The 15,603-nt window shown below is 74.8% G+C and carries 15 protein-coding genes; 6 read left to right on the top strand and 9 right to left on the bottom strand.

What is annotated here, in order from left to right:
• Positions 1–31: 31 nt before the first annotated feature.
• Positions 32–1,627, top strand: coding sequence for a methyl-accepting chemotaxis protein (locus ACI79I_RS02495; protein ID WP_456990691.1), 1,596 nt, complete (start codon positions 32–34; stop codon positions 1,625–1,627).
• 121 nt (positions 1,628–1,748) lie between these two features.
• Positions 1,749–3,224 carry a methyl-accepting chemotaxis protein gene (locus tag ACI79I_RS02490; protein WP_456990690.1) on the top strand — a complete coding sequence of 492 codons (1,476 nt, stop codon included), beginning with the start codon at positions 1,749–1,751 and terminating at the stop codon, positions 3,222–3,224.
• A gap of 121 nt (positions 3,225–3,345) precedes the next feature.
• On the opposite strand, the gene ACI79I_RS02485 is transcribed toward ACI79I_RS02490, so the two are convergent.
• Positions 3,346–3,906 carry a bacterial proteasome activator family protein gene (locus ACI79I_RS02485; RefSeq protein WP_456990689.1) on the bottom strand — a complete coding sequence of 187 codons (561 nt, stop codon included), beginning with the start codon at positions 3,904–3,906 and terminating at the stop codon, positions 3,346–3,348.
• Positions 3,907–3,996: 90 nt separating this feature from the next.
• On the opposite strand from ACI79I_RS02485, the gene ACI79I_RS02480 reads away from it, so the two are divergent.
• Positions 3,997–5,220: a cysteine desulfurase-like protein gene (locus ACI79I_RS02480; protein WP_456990688.1), complete on the top strand. Its 1,224-nt coding sequence runs from the start codon at positions 3,997–3,999 to the stop codon at positions 5,218–5,220.
• A 1-nt stretch (position 5,221) separates the two neighbouring features.
• Here ACI79I_RS02480 and ACI79I_RS02475 read toward each other — a convergent pair whose 3' ends face one another.
• A complete protein-coding gene (locus ACI79I_RS02475; RefSeq protein ID WP_456990687.1) occupies positions 5,222–6,214 on the bottom strand; it encodes an NAD(P)H-quinone oxidoreductase in 993 nt (330 codons plus the stop codon).
• A gap of 354 nt (positions 6,215–6,568) precedes the next feature.
• On the opposite strand from ACI79I_RS02475, the gene ACI79I_RS02470 reads away from it, so the two are divergent.
• A complete protein-coding gene (locus ACI79I_RS02470; protein ID WP_456990686.1) occupies positions 6,569–7,168 on the top strand; it encodes a hypothetical protein in 600 nt (199 codons plus the stop codon).
• Positions 7,169–7,219: 51 nt separating this feature from the next.
• Here ACI79I_RS02470 and ACI79I_RS02465 read toward each other — a convergent pair whose 3' ends face one another.
• Entirely contained in the window at positions 7,220–7,894 is a 675-nt protein-coding gene (locus ACI79I_RS02465) for an NAD(P)-dependent oxidoreductase (protein WP_456990685.1), read from the bottom strand.
• Between the two features lie 152 nt (positions 7,895–8,046).
• On the opposite strand from ACI79I_RS02465, the gene ACI79I_RS02460 reads away from it, so the two are divergent.
• The gene (locus ACI79I_RS02460; protein ID WP_456990684.1) at positions 8,047–9,048 is read left to right on the top strand and encodes an AraC family transcriptional regulator; all 1,002 of its coding nucleotides are present in this window, start codon (positions 8,047–8,049) and stop codon (positions 9,046–9,048) included.
• On the opposite strand, the gene ACI79I_RS02455 is transcribed toward ACI79I_RS02460, so the two are convergent.
• The 6 genes from ACI79I_RS02455 to ACI79I_RS02430 all read right to left on the bottom strand — a co-directional run bounded on the left by ACI79I_RS02455 (position 9,032) and on the right by ACI79I_RS02430 (position 14,284).
• Positions 9,032–10,633: a 4-coumarate--CoA ligase family protein gene (locus ACI79I_RS02455; RefSeq protein WP_456990683.1), complete on the bottom strand. Its 1,602-nt coding sequence runs from the start codon at positions 10,631–10,633 to the stop codon at positions 9,032–9,034. The two genes, ACI79I_RS02460 and ACI79I_RS02455, sit on opposite strands and share 17 nt — an antisense overlap.
• 91 nt (positions 10,634–10,724) lie before the next feature.
• Positions 10,725–11,150, bottom strand: a complete 426-nt coding sequence (locus tag ACI79I_RS02450; protein WP_456990682.1) for a PaaI family thioesterase — start codon at positions 11,148–11,150, stop codon at positions 10,725–10,727.
• 39 nt (positions 11,151–11,189) lie between these two features.
• Positions 11,190–11,576 carry a VOC family protein gene (locus ACI79I_RS02445; RefSeq protein ID WP_456990681.1) on the bottom strand — a complete coding sequence of 129 codons (387 nt, stop codon included), beginning with the start codon at positions 11,574–11,576 and terminating at the stop codon, positions 11,190–11,192.
• 66 nt (positions 11,577–11,642) lie between these two features.
• Positions 11,643–12,503, bottom strand: coding sequence for a dihydropteroate synthase (folP, locus tag ACI79I_RS02440; RefSeq protein ID WP_456990680.1), 861 nt, complete (start codon positions 12,501–12,503; stop codon positions 11,643–11,645).
• A gap of 113 nt (positions 12,504–12,616) precedes the next feature.
• Entirely contained in the window at positions 12,617–13,873 is a 1,257-nt protein-coding gene (locus ACI79I_RS02435) for a serine hydrolase domain-containing protein (protein WP_456990679.1), read from the bottom strand.
• 126 nt (positions 13,874–13,999) lie between these two features.
• Positions 14,000–14,284, bottom strand: a complete 285-nt coding sequence (locus ACI79I_RS02430) for an HU family DNA-binding protein (RefSeq protein WP_091223132.1) — start codon at positions 14,282–14,284, stop codon at positions 14,000–14,002.
• Positions 14,285–14,650: 366 nt separating this feature from the next.
• On the opposite strand from ACI79I_RS02430, the gene ACI79I_RS02425 reads away from it, so the two are divergent.
• Complete coding sequence (locus ACI79I_RS02425) at positions 14,651–15,574, top strand: aldo/keto reductase (RefSeq protein ID WP_456990678.1); 924 nt, start codon at positions 14,651–14,653, stop codon at positions 15,572–15,574.
• Positions 15,575–15,603 lie beyond the last annotated feature (29 nt).

Raw genomic sequence — 15,603 nt, 5'->3', positions numbered from 1 at the left:
CTCCCCCTGGACACGGCCGCCGGAGAGCGCCATGGGAAAGAACTCGTCGATCACCCGCCGACTGACCCTCGGCTTCCTCGTCGTCGTGCTGAGCATGGTCGGACTGACCGGCATCGGTGTGGTGCGGGTGGAGACCATCAACAGCCACCTGACGACCATCAACGACCTCAACGCGGTCAAGCAGCGGTACGCGATCAACTTCCGCGGCAGCGTCCACGACCGGGCGATCGCGCTGCGGGACGTCGTCCTGAGCGCCACCCCGGCGGAGCTGCAGCAGGAGGTCGACCTCATCGAGGAGCTGGCGGCCAAGTACACGGCGTCGGCCGGCCCCATGGACGACCTCTTCGCCGTCGAGGGCAACGTCAGCGAGGAGGAGGTCGCCGCGCTCGCCGCGATCAAGCGGATCGAGGCGCAGACCCTGCCGCTCATCGAGCAGGTGGTGGACCTCGAGCGCGCCGGGCAGCAGGCCGCGGCGCTGCAGGTGCTCACCCAGCAGGCCAAGCCGCTGTTCGTCGAGTGGCTGGGCGCGATCAACGTCCTCATCGACATGGAGGAGGCGATGAACGCGAGCCTGAGCGAGGAGGCGCGCGGCATCGCCTCGGGCTTCCTGCTCACCATGGTCCTGGTCTGCGCCGCGGCGGCCGTGCTCGCGGTCGTCATCGCCTGGCGCATCACCCGCGGCATCACCCGGCCGCTGGTGGCGGCCGAGAGCGCCTTCGCCGCCGTCGCCGAGGGCGACCTCACCCAGCGGCTCGAGGTCCGCAGCGGGGACGAGATCGGCCGCATGGCCCGCTCGACCAACGCCGCCCTGGACTCGCTGGGCCGGCTCATGGCCACCTTCTCCGAGGCGATCGCCGCGCTGACCACGGCCAGCACCCGGGTCGGTGACCTCTCGCGGCAGATCTCCACCGGGGCGGAGGAGTCCTCGGCGCAGGCGGCGGTCGTCGCCGCGGCGGCGGGGGAGGTGTCCTCCAGCGTGCAGACCGTGGCGGCCGGCTCCGAGCAGATGGGCGCCTCCATCCGGGAGATCGCGCACAACGCCACCGAGGCGGCCTCGGTCGCGGAGCGGGCGGTCGTCGCCGTCGGGACGACGACCGAGACCGTGTCCCGGCTCGGGGAGTCCAGCCGCACCATCGGGGACGTCGTCAAGGTGATCTCCTCGATCGCCGAGCAGACCAACCTGCTGGCCCTCAACGCCACGATCGAGGCGGCCCGCGCGGGCGACGCCGGCAAGGGCTTCGCCGTCGTCGCCAACGAGGTCAAGGAGCTGTCGCAGGAGACCGCCAAGGCGACCGAGGACATCGCCCGCCGGGTCGAGGCGATCCAGGCCGACACCGGCAGCGCCGTGACCGCCATCGCCGAGGTCGCCGAGGTGATCACCCGCATCAACGACTACCAGACGACCATCGCCTCGGCCGTCGAGGAGCAGACCGCGACGACCACCGAGATGAACCGCAGCGTCGGCGAGGCGGCCACCGGGTCGGGGCAGATCGCCACCGGCATCGAGAGCGTCGCCGCGGTGGCCCGGTCCACCACCGAGCACGTCGGGGCCTCGCAGGAGGCAGCGGAGGAGCTGGCCGCCGTCTCCGCCCGGCTGCGCGACCTCGTCGGCGGCTTCCGCTTCTGACGCCGTCCGCATCCCCGTCGACCACCGGCGGGTGGCCCCCCGACCGCCTGTCGCGGCGCGCCACCCGCCGGTGGTCGTCACGGGTCCTCCGCCGTGTCACAGGTGACCCACGGCACACGGAGTGCGCGGTCCGGCTCGAGCTCCCCGGCGGGACGCCGACAGTGCAGCCGGGGCCGTCAGCGCAGGCGGTCCGTCCCTCGCACCCCACGAGGCGTTCTCGGCCCGGTCGCTGATCGTCAGCGCGGGCCCGGAGGTCAACGCCCAGGACGCGGCGTCCGCGGCGGATGCCCAGGAGGCCCTGGAGGCCCAGGGGGACGTCGTCGCGCAGCAGCCGCTGGCGCCGGGCGTGGCCGAGCAGTTCGCCGCCTACCAGGAGGCCGCGGGGGAGTACTTCCGGCTGCAGGTGGAGCTGCAGGGCCACCTGGCCGCGCGCGACATGCAGGCGGCGGCGGCCACCATCGGCCGGCTGAAGGGGTACGAGGCCACGGCCGTCGAGGCCTTCAGCGCGGCGACGCAGGCCCAGGCCGCCGTCGCGTCGCGCACCGCCGCGGCGGCGCGCGACGCCTACACCTCGGCCCGCACGCTGACCGTCGTCGTGGTGGTCCTCGGCCTGGCCGTCTCGGTGGTGCTGGCGCTGCTGCTGGTCCGCTCGGTGACCCGGCCGGTGCAGCGGGTGAGCGAGGTGCTCGACCGGGTCGCGACCGGCGACCTGAGCGTGCGGGTCGGCGAGACCGGCGGCGCCGAGATCGGGGAGGTCGCCCGCTCCCTGGACCACACCCTCGACTCCATCGGCCACGTGCTGACCCTGGTCGGGGACTCGGCGCAGCGTCTGGAGGGCGCGTCGCGGAAGCTGGACGCCGCGGCCGACGGCATCGCCGACAACGCGCGGACCGCGGCCGGGCAGGCCGGTGTGGTCGTGGCCTCGGCCGGCGAGGTGGCCTCCAGCGTCGACACCGTGGCGACGGGGTCCGCCCAGATGGAGACCGCGATCCGGGAGATCGCGCAGAACGCGACCGCGGCGGCGCGGGTCGCCGGTCAGGCGGTCGGCGTCGCGGAGAACACCACCCGCACCGTCGGCAAGCTGGGCGACTCCTCGCAGGAGATCGCCACGGTGGTCAAGCTGATCAACGGCATCGCCGAGCAGACCAACCTGCTCGCGCTCAACGCGACGATCGAGGCCGCCCGGGCCGGCGAGGCCGGGAAGGGCTTCGCCGTCGTGGCCAGCGAGGTCAAGGAGCTGGCACAGGAGACGGCGCGGGCCACCGAGGACATCTCGCGGCGGGTCGAGGCCATCCAGGCCGACACCGCCGGCGCCGTGGAGGCGATCGGTCAGATCAGCTCGGTGATCGGCGAGATCAACGACTTCCAGGCCACGATCGCCGCGGCCGTGGAGGAGCAGACCGCCACCACCAACGAGATGAACCGCAACGTGGCCGAGGCCGCCGGCGGCTCCCGGGACATCGCCGCGGCGATCTCGGGGCTGGCCGCCGGGACCGAGGAGACCAACACCCGGGTCGCCGACGCGCAGCGCGCCGCGGCCGAGCTGGCCCGGATGAGCGGGGAGCTGCAGGACGCCGTCCGCCGCTTCACCGTCTGAGCACGGACGCGACGGCGCCGTCCCCCACCGGGGGGACGGCGCCGTCGCCACGGAACGACCGGAGCGGGCCGTCCACCCGGTCGGGCGACGGCCCGCTCCCCAGCGTGGGAGAGGCCCTGGGCTAGAGGTACTGGCCGCCTCCGGGGCGGAAGTCGGGCTGCTGCGGCGCCACCGAGGGCCCTCCGGGCAGGGCGCGGCGCCGCATCTCCTCCAGCTGCGCCCGGGCGGCCATCTGCTGGGCGAACAGCGCCGTCTGGATGCCGTGGAACACGCCCTCGAGCCAGCCGACCAGCTGCGCCTGCGCGATCCGCAGCTCCGCGTCCGACGGCGTCTCGTCCTCGGCGAAGGGCAGGGTGATCCGCTCCAGCTCCTCGCGCAGCTCCGGCGCCAGGCCCTGCTCCAGCTCGCGGATGGAGGAGGCGTGGATGTCGCGCAGCCGCTGACGGCTGGCCTCGTCGAGGGGCGCGGCACGGACCTCCTCGAGCAGCTGCTTGATCATCGTGCCGATCCGCATGACCTTCGCCGGCTGCTCGACCATGTCGGTGACGCCGGCCGCGCCGTCCGGGGTGCCGCTGTCCCCGTCAGACGCCTGCGGCACGGGCATCGTGCCGACCGGCCGGCCGTCTGGGCCGACGACGACGACCTGCTGAGGACGCTCACTGCCGTTTCCCGGTGCGGTCATGCCCCCATCCTCCCCCGCGCCGGGCGGTGCCTGCCGGGCGCCCGTGAACACGTGCTCACCCCGCAGATCCAGCGTCTAGGGTCGAAACCCATGGGACCGGGGGAGGGACGGCTGGACGTCGCGCGCGTCCGGGGTCTGTTCCCGGGGCTCTCCGACGGACTCGTGCACGCCGAGGGGTCGGCCGGCGCGCTGCTGCCGGAGAGCGTCGTGCTCGCCGTCGCCCAGGCGATGCGCACCCCGGTGGCCGCCCGGGGTGGCGTCTTCCCGGCGTCGGCCCGCGCCGAGGGCCTGGTGGCCAGCGCCCGCGCCGCCGTCGCCGACCTGGTGGGTGGGGTCTCCGCCGGGGTGGTCCTGGGCGCCAACGCGACCGCGCTGACCTACACGATGGCCCGCGCGCTGGCCCGCACCTGGCGGCCGGGTGACGAGATCGTGGTCAGCCGCCTCGACCACGACGCCAACATCCGGCCCTGGCTGCAGCTCGCGGAGTCCTCGGGCGTGGAGGTCCGCTGGGCCGAGGTCGACATCGAGACCGGCGAGCTGCCCGACTGGCAGTACGAGGAGCTGCTCACCCGGCGCACCCGGCTGGTGACCCTCACCGCGGCGAGCAGCGCCATCGGCACGCGGCCGGACGTCACGGCCATCGCCGAGCGCGCGCACGCGGTCGGCGCGCTGGTGTACGTCGACGGGGTGCACGCCGCCGCTCACGAGCTGCTCGACGTCGGCGAGCTCGGGGCGGACTTCCTCGCGGTGGCGGCGGACAAGTGGTGCGGCCCGCGGGTGGGCGCGGTGGTCGCCGACCCCGCCCTGCTCGGCGAGCTGCAGCCGGACAAGCTGGTGCCCGTCCCCGAGCGGGTCCCCGACCGCTTCGAGAGCGGCGGGCACCCCTTCGAGCTGCTGGCCGGGGTGACCGCCGCCGTCGAGCACCTCGCCACGCTCCGCGAGGACGCCACCGGCACCCGCCGGGAACGGCTGCGCACGTCGATGGCGGCGGTCGCCGCCTACGAGGGCGGGCTGTTCTCCTGGCTGGACCAGGCGCTGCGCGCCATGCGGCACGTGCAGGTCCTCGGCGCCGCCGCGCGCACCACGCCGACCCTGTCGTTCACCGTGGCCGGCATGCGGGCGCGGCAGGTCGCCCACGAGCTCTCCCGCCGGGGCATCTGCGCCTGGGACGGCGACTTCTACGCGCGGGAGCTGTTCGACGCCCTCGGCGCCAACGAGGAGGGCGGGGCGGTGCAGCTCGGCCTCATGCACTACAACACCGCCGAGGAGGTCGGCTACCTCATCGACTCGGTCGCGGAGCTGCGCCCGCGCTGACTCAGCCGTCGGTGAGCAGCAGGACCTTGCCGACGTGCTCGCTGGCGCCGACCACCCGGTGCGCCTCGGCCGCGCGGGACATGGGCAGCCGCCGGTCGACGATCGGGCGGACCACCCCGCGCTCGACGTCGGGCCACACCTCGTGCCGGACGGCGGCGACGATCTCGGCCTTGCCTCCGGGGCCGGTCGCCGGGCGGGCCCGCAGCGTCGTGGCGTGGACCGAGGCGCGCTTGCGCATCAGCGTGCCGAGGTCGAGCTCGGCCTTCGTCCCGCCCTGCATGCCGATGCAGACCAGCCGCCCGCCGGTGGCCAGCGCCGTGATGTTGCGGGCCAGGTACTTGGCGCCCATGTTGTCGAGGACGACGTCGACGCCCGCGCCGTCGGTCTCCTGCAGCACGCACTCGACGAAGTCCTCCTCCCGGTAGTTGATGCCGACCTCGGCACCGAGCTCCCGGCAGACGTCGAGCTTGGCCGCGGTGCCGGCGGTCGTGAACACCCGGGCGCCGGCGCGGGCGGCCAGCTGGATGGCCATCGTCCCGATGCCGCTGGACCCGCCGTGCACGAGGAAGTCGTCGCCCCGCGTGAGCCCGGCCAGCATGAACACGTTGGACCACACGGTGCAGACCACCTCGGGCAGCGCCGCGGCGGTGGCCAGCTCCACGCCGGCCGGCCGGGGCAGCAACTGCCCGGCAGGGACGGCGACCCGCTCGGCGTAGCCGCCACCGGAGAGCAGCGCGCACACCTCGTCACCCACCGACCAGCCGGTGACGCCCTCGCCCACCTCGCTGATGATCCCGCTGCACTCCAGGCCGAGGACGTCGCTGGCCCCGGGCGGCGGCGGGTAGTGGCCGGCCCGCTGCAGCAGGTCGGCGCGGTTGACCGCGGTGGCGACCACGTCGACGAGCACCTCGCCGGGCTGGAGGACGGGGTCGGGCACCTCGCCCCACTCCAGCACCTCGGGCCCACCCGGTCCGCTGATAGTCACCGCGCGCATGGCCCGACCCTAGGAGGACCCCGTCCTCCCCACCCTTCGCAGGCTCAGGGCGGGCCCCTGGACGGGGCCAACCGCCAAGGGACGACCCCGTCCTCCCCACCCTTCGCGGGCTCAGGGCGGGCCCCTGGACGGGGCCAACCGCCAAGGGACGACCCCGTCCTCCCCACCCTTCGCGGGCTCAGGGCGGGTCCCTGGACGGGGCCGACCGCCAAGGGACGACCCCGTCCTCCCCACTCTCCCCAGGCTCAGGGTGGGTCCCTGCAGGCAGCCGCCTCCGAGTCACTGGTGCGGTGCAAGTGCGCTGCTCGAGTCCGGCTCAAGCCCGGCCGAAGGGCGGGTCGCGAGGGTGGCGCCATGACGACGACGCTCCCCGCCCCGGCTCCCGCCGCTGTGTCCGCCGCGGCCCACCCCGCGGGCTGCCCGGTGGAGCGACGGGCCCTGCGCTCGGGCGCCCGGGACCTGACCGTCGCCCTCACCGGCATCGCCTTCGACGCCCCCTGCTGCCCGCGCCGGCAGCGTGCGCTGGCGGCCTGCTCCGCCGGCGTGCGGACGACGGTGCGCGCGGTCGCCGGCCGCGACGAGGACCTGCCCCTCCTGGCCGCCTGCCGGACCGTGGCCGCCGCCGAGCCGCTGTTCGCCGCCGACGTCAGCGCCGGCGCGCCCGCCCTCGCCCGCGCGTGGAGCACGGTCGCGGACCTGCTCGAGGGTGACCCGGCCGGGGCGCACGACCACGCGCCCGGGGACCTGCTCCGGTGCGCACAGCGGTTCCGGGACGCCACGGGGTCCCCGCTGGTCGCCGTCCCGTGGTTCCTGGACGCCTGCTCGCCGCGCGAGCGGGTCGAGCTGGTGATGGCCGCGCCGCGCCGGCTGCGGCTGGCGCTGCGGCTGGGTGAGGATCGCTGGCTCGCCCGCCGCGACGCCGTCCGCGCCGCCTCGCCCGCCGGGGCGCACTGACCCCCGCCCGGGCGCGCCGGCGTGGGCCCGCCGGTGCGCCCGGAGCGGTCCTCACCCGACCGGCGAGGAGCGCCGCGCGGTCCCGGAGACGGCGAGGCTGCGTTCCCGCGGGAGGGCGCCGTCCACGGCGTCCGCGAGGACGCTCCCCACTGCCGCGCGGGAGACGTGCCACTCCTCGACGTCCCCGTCGGGCGAGACGGTGGCCGGCTCGTCGCCGTCGGTCAGGTACACCGGCTGGACCAGCGTCCAGTCCAGCCCGCTGTCACGGACCAGCCGCTCCTGGCGCTCGTGGTCGGCGATCTGCGGGCGCAGCAGCAGGGCGAGCACCAGCCGGCTGGAGAGCGGCAGCCGTGCCCGCGTCTCCCCGACGCCGTAGGAGGACTGCACCACCAGGCGGCGCACCCCGGCCGAGCGCATCGCCGCGACGACGGTCCGCGTCCCGCGGGAGCGGACGTCCAGCGGCGTGCCGCGGCTGCCCAGCAGCCGCACCCGCAGCGGGGACTCGCTGATGCCCAGCGCGACCACGACGGCGTCCTGCCCCCGGACCGCGCGCTCGACGTCCGCGGCGACCGTGGCGTCGCCGTCGACGGCCCGGACCCCCGCCCGCTCCCCGTACACCGCGCTCGCCCGACGGGCGAACGCGGTCACCGCGTGCCCCCGGGCGGCGAGGGCCTCGACCGCCGCCCTGCCCGATCCGCCCGTGGCCCCGACGACCAGCACCCGCATGGCCTGCTCCTCTCGGAAGGCCGGTCCTCGGCGACCGGCGTCCTCCATGGTCGGGACGCACCCGGGGCCGGCCCATGCCCGGCCGTCCACGGTCCACGACCGTTCGTCCAGCGACCCTGGACGACGGCTCCGGCGGCGGCGAGGGTGGCGCCATGACCGACGACGGCGGAGCCGCTCCTCCGTGGACCCCGGTCGACCCGCTCGGCCGGGTCCTGTTCGACCTGCGGATCCGCGGCACCTTCTACTGCCGGGTCGAGCCCACCGAGCCGTGGGGTCTGGAGATGCCGGCCTTCGACGGGTGCATGAGCTTCCACGTCGTCACCGAGGGCAGCTGCCTGCTCGAGGTCGACGACACGCAGCTGCTCCTGCGCAGCGGTGACCTGGCCCTGGTGCCGCACGGCCGCGGGCACGTGCTGCGCAGCAGCGCGTCGGCGCGGGTGGCCGGACGGGCGGACCTGCTGCCCCAGGAGATGCTCGGCGAGCACTACTCGGTGATGCGGCTCGGTGGCGGCGGAGCGCGCGCCGGGCTGGTGTGCGGCGTGGTCGAGGCCGACCGGCCCGGCGCGGCGCACCTGGTCGAGCTCCTGCCGCCGGTCCTGCACCTCGGGACGGAGCAGACCGGGCGGCCCGGCTGGCTGCCGGTGCTGCTCGGACTGCTGGCCGACGAGGTCCGCCACGAGCGGCCGGGTGCCGAGGCCGTCGTCACCCGGCTGGCCGACGTCGTGGTCATCCAGGCGATCCGGGCGTGGATCGACGCCGGCGCCACCGGCCCGGGCTGGTTGCGCGCCCTGCGCGACCCCCAGGTGGGGCGCGCCGTGGCCCGCGTGCACCGCTCCCCGGGGGACCCGTGGACGCTCGACCGGCTGGCCCGTGAGGCACGGATGTCCCGGTCGGCGTTCGCGGCGCGGTTCACCGAGCTGGCCGGGGAGCCGGCGATGCACTACGTGACCCGGTGGCGGATGCACCTGGCGACCGTCGCGCTCGAGGGCGGCGCGGGTGCCGGCGAGCTCGCCCGCCGGCTCGGCTACGAGTCCGAGGCCGCCTTCTCCCGCGCCTACAAGCGGGTGGTCGGCGTGCCGCCGGCGGCCACGGCCCGACGGCGGGGGATGCCGGTCACCGACGTCCCCCGCCGCGAGCTCAGTTCGCGGCCTTGAGGTCCTTGCGCAGGATCTTGCCCGCCGCGGACTTCGGCACCGCCTCGATGAACTCCACGAAGCGGATCTTCTTGTGCGGCGCCACCCGGCCGGCCATGAACTCCATGACCGCCTCCGGCGTGAGCGAGGACCCCGGCGCCCGGACGACGAAGGCCTTGGGCAGCTCCTCGCCGCTCTCCTTCTCCGGGACGCCGATGACCGCGGCGTCGGCGATCTCCGGGTGGGTGAGCAGCACCGCCTCGAGCTCGGCCGGGGCGACCTGGTAGCCCTTGTACTTGATCAGCTCCTTCACCCGGTCGACGACCGTGTAGCGGCCGTGGTCGTCGACGATCGCGACGTCGCCGGTGTGCAGCCAGCCCTCGCTGTCCAGGGTGTCGGCAGTGGCCTGCGGGTTGTTCAGGTAGCCCTTCATCACCTGCGGTCCGCGGACCCACAGCTCGCCGCGCTGACCGGTCGGCGCGTCCTCGCCGGTGGCCGGGTCCACGAGCCGGCACTCGGTGTTGGGCAGCGCGTAGCCGACCGAGCCCTTCGGCACCTCGGCGGTGACGCCGGGCGGCTCCTGTCCGGCGTCCGGCGTGCTGTGCGACACCGGCGACAGCTCGGTCATGCCGTAGCCCTGGGCGACGGTGACCCCGGTGTCGGCACCCCGGCGCAGCCGGCTCTGCGCGGCCAGCGCCAGCTGCTCGTCCAGCGGTGCGGCGCCGGAGGTGATGGTGCGCAGGGAGGACAGGTCGTACTGGTCGACCAGGGGGTGCTTGGCCAGCGCCAACACGATGGGCGGTGCCACGAAGGCGCGGGTGATCTTCTGGTCCTGCAGCGTGCGCAGGAAGTCCTCGAGGTCGAAGCGGGGCAGCGTGACCACGGTCCCGCCGATGGCCAGGCCCTGGTTCATGAGCACGGTCAGGCCGTAGATGTGGAAGAACGGCAGGACGGCGATGATCCGCTCGTCGCCCTCGTGGACGTCCATGATCGGCCGCATCTGGGCCACGTTCGCCACCAGGTTGCGGTGGGTGAGCATGACCCCCTTCGGCAGCCCGGTGGTGCCGCTGGAGTAGGGCAGCGTCACCAGGTCGGTGGCCGGGTCGATGTCGACCTGCACCGACGGCGCGTCGGTGCTGAGCAGGTCGAGCAGGGAGGCGTGCCCCTCGGCGCCGTCCATGACGACGATCTCGTCGACCGGGGCCTGGGCGGCGGCGGCCTGCACCCGCTCGAGGAACGGCGAGACGGTGATGACCACCTTGGCGCCGGAGTCGCGCAGCTGGAAGGCGATCTCGTCGGGCGTGTAGAGCGAGTTGATCGGCGACATCACGCAGCCGGCCGCGGCGATGCCGTGGAACACGACCGGGTACCAGGGCGTGTTCGGGCAGAAGACCGCGACGACGTCGCCCTTGCGGAGGCCGCGGGCGTGCAGGGCCGCGGCGACGCGGTCGACGTAGGCGGCGAGCTGGCCGTGCGTGATGGTGTCGCCCTTGAGCCCGTCGACCAGTGCCGGGGCGTCGGGCCGGGCACCTCCGGCCTTCAGGACGTAGGCGGGGACCGAGAGGTCGGGGATCTCGACGTCGGGATAGAGGCTGGCCAGCGCCACGGAGGAGCTCCTTCACGGGTCAGGTGTGGCGTCAGTCTCACATCCGCGGCGGCCTCCGCCACAGGGGGTCACCCACCCGTGGCGGCCCGGGTCACCGCGGCCAGAGCACCGACTGGGTGCAGCGGAACAGCGCGATGGTCTTCCCCGACCCGGCGTCGCGGACCACGGCGTCCCACACCTGCGTCGTCCGGCCGGCGTGGGCGTTGGTGGCCACCGTGGCGATCCGGCCCTCCCGCGCCGTGCCGAGGAAGTTGGTCTTCAGCTCGAGCGTGGTGAAGCCGACCGAGCCCTCGGGCAGCAGCGCGCGCGTGGCCAGGCCGCAGGAGGTGTCGGCCAGCCCGACGACGGTGGCCGCGTGCAGGTAGCCGTTGGGCGCGAGCAGCTCCGGCCGCACGTCGAGCGCCGCCTCCAGCCGGCCGGGCTCGTGGGCGGTGATGACCAGCCCCAGCAGGCCCGGGAGGGTGCCCGGGAGCAGTGCGTTGAGCTCGTCGGCGGTGTGGAACCCGGTGGCGGCCATGGGCGGAACCTATCGAGGCGCCTCGGCCGCCACCCGCGGTCAGCCGTTGCCCGCCGTCTCCCACAGGCCGATGACGTTGCCCTCGGGGTCCGTGACGTACGCGGCGAAGCCCATGTCCCCGACGGCCATCTTGGGTGTCACCGTGGACCCGCCCAGCTCACCGACCCGCTCCAGCGCGACGTCGATGCTCTCCACGTCCACGACGATGATCGGGCCCGTCGACGGGCTGCCCTCGCGGGCCATCATCCCGCCGTTGATGAAGCCCGGCTCCGTCGGCCCCTGGTCACCGCTCGGGCCCGACATGACCAGCGTGTAGGCCATGTCGGGCATCTCCTGGACCTGCCACCCGAAGGCCTCCTTGTAGAAGTTGCGCGCACGGTCCCCGTCGTCGAAGGGGAGCTCGAAGTGCACGACCCTGCCGCTCATCTGGGCCACCTCCTGGTCCGGCGTGCGGCGCAGGGTAGGCCGGTCCGGACGCCGCGACCAGGGGTCTCAGGCCAGGCCGCGGGTGGTCCGCGCGGGCAGGCGGTCCCCCCGGATCGAGGCCACCATGTCCAGCGTCTGCCGGGTCGCGGCGACGTCGTGCGCCCGGAAGACCGTCGCGCCGAGCCAGGCGCTCACCGCGGTCGCCGCGAGGGTCCCGGTCAGCCGCTGCTCGAGCGGGACGTCGAGGGTCTCGCCGACGAAGTCCTTGTTGGACAGCGCCACCAGCACCGGCCACCCGGTGGCCACCAGCTCGTCGAGCCGCCGGGTCGCCTCCAGCGAGTGCCGGGTGTTCTTGCCGAAGTCGTGCCCGGGGTCGACCAGCACCCGGTCCCGCGCCACGCCGGCCGCGACCGCCGCCTCGGCCAGGGCCGTCGTCCGCGTGACGACGTCGTCGACCACGTCGTCGTAGGTGACCCGGTGCGGCCGGGTGCGCGGCGGCAGCCCGCCCGCGTGGGTGCAGACCAGGCCGGCGCCGGCTGCCGCGGCGACGTCGGCCAGCTCCGGGTCGACCCCGCCCCACGCGTCGTTGACGACGTCGGCGCCGGCGGCGAGGGCCTCCCGCGCCACCTCGGCGCGCCAGGTGTCGATCGAGATGGGCAGCGACGGGTGCGCCGCCCGGATGGCGGCGACGAGGTCGACGGTACGGCGGATCTCCTCGGCGGCGTCCACCTCGTCCCCCGGGGCGGCCTTCACCCCGCCGACGTCGACCATGTCCGCGCCCTCGGCGACCACCCGGTCCACCCGATGGACCGCGGCTGCCAGCTCGTAGGTCGCGCCGCGGTCGTAGAAGGAGTCCGGGGTGCGGTTGACGATCGCCATGACGACGAACCGGCCGGCCGGCACGTCGAGGGCCCCCAGTCGCAGCACGCGGTCACCCAACCACGCCGCCGGCCGCCCCCCGCCGGAGGTGTCGGAAGCGACACCGGCGTTCCCGGCTCGAGAACGCCGGTATCGCTTCCGATACCGAGGGCAGCGGGGCGTCAGTCGACGAGGGCCTGGTTGACCAGCCCGCGGAGGTGGTTGCGGATCGGCAGCGTGCTCGAGGGCAGCAGCTGGGTGTAGAAGCCGACGGTGACGTCCTCGACCGGGTCCACGTAGAACGCGGTGGACGCCGCCCCGCCCCAGCTGTAGTCGCCGGTGCTGGCCACCACGCCGTAGCGCACGGGGTCGATGACCATGGAGAAGCCCAGGCCGAAGCCCACCCCGCGCAGCGGCGTCTCGGCGAACAGCGGCCGGCCGAAGGTCTCCAGGTCGGCGTTGCCGGGCAGCTGGTTGCGGGTCATGTGCGCGATCGTGCGGGGGCCCAGCAGCCGCCCGCCGTCGTGGGCGCCGCCCCGGCGCAGCAGCTCGGTGAAGCGCAGGTAGTCCCCGGCGGTGGAGACCAGGCCGCCGCCGCCGGAGAGGAAGGTCGGCTTCCGCAGCGCGGCGGCACCCATCGTGTCCAGCGGCGCGTAGCCGGTCGGCGCGCCGCCGGGCTGCCCGGGGACGGCGGTGTAGAGGCGGGCCAGCGACTCGGGGTCGTCACCCTCGCGCAGCCCGAAGGAGGTGTCCCGCATGCCGAGCGGGGCGAAGATGCGCTGCTCGAAGAACTCGTCGAGCGGCTGGCCGGAGAGCACCTCGACCAGCCGGCCGAGGACGTCGGTGGAGACGCCGTAGTTCCACTCGGAGCCGGGCTGGAACACCAGTGGGATCGCCGCCCACTGCCGGCAGACCTCGGCGGAGTCGGCGCCGGCGGGGGTGCCCCACTCGTGGCCCGCGGCGCGGTACATCGCGTCGACCGGGTGGGCGTGGTGGAAGCCGTAGGTCAGCCCGGAGGTGTGGGTGAGCAGGTGCCACACCCGGATCGGCTCGGTCTGCGGCGCGGTCACCGGCTTCTGCGCGGAGCCGGCCACGTACACGCGGGTCTCGGCGAACTCCGGCAGCCACTTCGCGATCGGGTCGGAGAGCTCGAAGGCGCCCTCCTCGTACAGCATCATCGCCGCGACCGAGGTGATCGGCTTGGTCATCGAGTAGATGCGCCAGCGGGTGTCGGTCTCGACGGGGAGCCCCGCCTCGACGTCCCGGTACCCGTAGCGGCCGACGTGCACGAGCCGGCCGTGCCGGGCCACGGTCACGAGGAAGCCGGGGAGCTGGCCGTCGTCGACCCAGCGGGCCAGCCGCCGGTCGATGCGGGCCATCCGGCCGGGGTCGAAGCCGACCTCGGCGGGGTCGGTGTCCACCTGGAGCGCCGTCGTCACGTGTCCTCCGTTCCCGGGACCCCGCCCGCCGTCGGGCGGCGCCTGCCCCCGCATCCTGGCGCACGACGCTGTGGACCAGGCCACACGGGGCAGCCGCCGGCCCGACGAGCCGGCCGTGCGGGTCGATCAGACCGGCACGTTGCTGGCGGCCTTCTTCAGGTTGGAGCCCGCGGTCACCTTGACGGTGTTGGCGGCGGGGATGTCGATGGACTCGCCGGTCTGCGGGTTGCGGCCGGTGCGCGCCGAGCGCTGCGTGCGCTCGACGGTCAGCAGGCCCGAGACGGCGACCTTCTCACCGCGGGTGATGGCGTCGACGAGCTCGTCCTGGAGCCCGGCGAGCACCGAGTCGACGGTCGAGGTGGGCACGTCGGCGCGCTTGGCGATGGCGGAGACGAGTTCGGCCTTGTTCACGGGGTTCCTTCCGCGTCGGTGACTTCAGCTGCCGCCTCGGCGGATCTGCCGAGGTCGGACCGGGGGCACGGTGCCATGCCGGGCTGACAACCCGCCACCGAGGGGGTCGAACGGGTCCCTCACGTCCCACCGGTCCCGCTGGGGCCCACCCGGTTCGGACGGCCCCCCGGCCCTCCTGCAGGCCCCCGTCGCCGGCCTCGTCCCGGGCCTGCGAGGGGTGGGGGACGGGGTGCGCCGTGGCCGTTGGCCTCGTCCAGGGGCCCGCCTCGAGCCTGCGAGGGGTGCGCCGTGGCCGTTGGCCCCGTCCAGGGGCCCGCCTCGAGCCTGCGAGGGGTGGGGAGGACGGGGCCCTTCTAGCGTGGCCTCATGCCACGGATCCCCGGGACCGACCTGACCGTCAGCGACCTCTGCCTGGGCGGCAACGTGTTCGGCTGGACGGCGGACGAGCCGACGTCCTATGCCCTGCTGGACCGGTTCGCCGACGCCACCCCCAGCACCCAGGCGCCGTTCGTCGACACCGCGGAGTCCTACGGCAGGGGCCGGTCGGAGGAGATCCTCGGCGGCTGGATGGCCGAGCGGGGGATGCGCGACCGCGTGGTGGTGGCGACCAAGGCCTCTCGTTTGGAGAAGGAGCACCCGCTGTCGGCGCGGGAGATCCGGACGGCGGCCGAGGGGTCGCTGCGGCGGCTGCAGACCGACCGGATCGACCTCTACTACGCCCACTACGACGACGAGACGACGCCGCTGGAGGAGACCCTGCAGGCGTTCGACGAGCTGGTGCAGGCGGGGAAGGTCCGGTACGCGGCGGCGTCGAACTACTCGGCCGATCGGCTGACCGAGGCGCGGCAGACCGCCGAGCGGCTGGGCACCACCGGCTACGTCGCCCTGCAGCCGCACTACAACCTGATGGAACGGCCGGCCTACGAGGCCGAGCTGCGCGACGTCGTCGCCGCCCAGGGGATGGGCGTGCTGCCGTACTTCGCGCTGGCCAAGGGCTTCCTGACCGGGAAGTACCGGCCGGGGGAGCAGGTGGACTCGCCGCGGGCGGAGGGTGCCGCGGCGTACGTGGGGGAGCGGGGCGACCGGGTGCTCACGGCGCTGCAGCAGGTGGCCGACGCCCACGGGGTGACCGGCGCGGCGGTGGCGCTGCGCTGGCTGGCCGACCAGCCCACCGTCGTCTCGCCGATCGCCAGCGGACGCTCGGTCGACCAGCTCGCCGACCTGCTGCCGATGCAGGACCTGGTGCTCACCGACGAGGAGCGGCGGCTGCTCACCGACGCGTCGGCCTGACCCGAGGGGATCGGTGCGGGTCACCCGCA

Source organism: Geodermatophilus sp. SYSU D01105, assembly GCF_054050095.1.
This window is presented reverse-complemented; position numbering and strand designations above follow the sequence as displayed.

Coding starts and splice junctions, on each gene's coding strand:
- ACI79I_RS02470 (WP_456990686.1), top strand. CDS start 6,569: ATGACGACGACGCTCCCCGCCCCGGCTCCCGCCGCTGTGTCCGCCGCG.
- ACI79I_RS02425 (WP_456990678.1), top strand. CDS start 14,651: ATGCCACGGATCCCCGGGACCGACCTGACCGTCAGCGACCTCTGCCTG.
- ACI79I_RS02475 (WP_456990687.1), bottom strand. CDS start 6,214: ATGCGCGCGGTGACTATCAGCGGACCGGGTGGGCCCGAGGTGCTGGAG.
- ACI79I_RS02485 (WP_456990689.1), bottom strand. CDS start 3,906: ATGACCGCACCGGGAAACGGCAGTGAGCGTCCTCAGCAGGTCGTCGTC.
- ACI79I_RS02480 (WP_456990688.1), top strand. CDS start 3,997: ATGGGACCGGGGGAGGGACGGCTGGACGTCGCGCGCGTCCGGGGTCTG.
- ACI79I_RS02495 (WP_456990691.1), top strand. CDS start 32: ATGGGAAAGAACTCGTCGATCACCCGCCGACTGACCCTCGGCTTCCTC.
- ACI79I_RS02450 (WP_456990682.1), bottom strand. CDS start 11,150: ATGGCCGCCACCGGGTTCCACACCGCCGACGAGCTCAACGCACTGCTC.
- ACI79I_RS02465 (WP_456990685.1), bottom strand. CDS start 7,894: ATGCGGGTGCTGGTCGTCGGGGCCACGGGCGGATCGGGCAGGGCGGCG.
- ACI79I_RS02460 (WP_456990684.1), top strand. CDS start 8,047: ATGACCGACGACGGCGGAGCCGCTCCTCCGTGGACCCCGGTCGACCCG.
- ACI79I_RS02445 (WP_456990681.1), bottom strand. CDS start 11,576: ATGAGCGGCAGGGTCGTGCACTTCGAGCTCCCCTTCGACGACGGGGAC.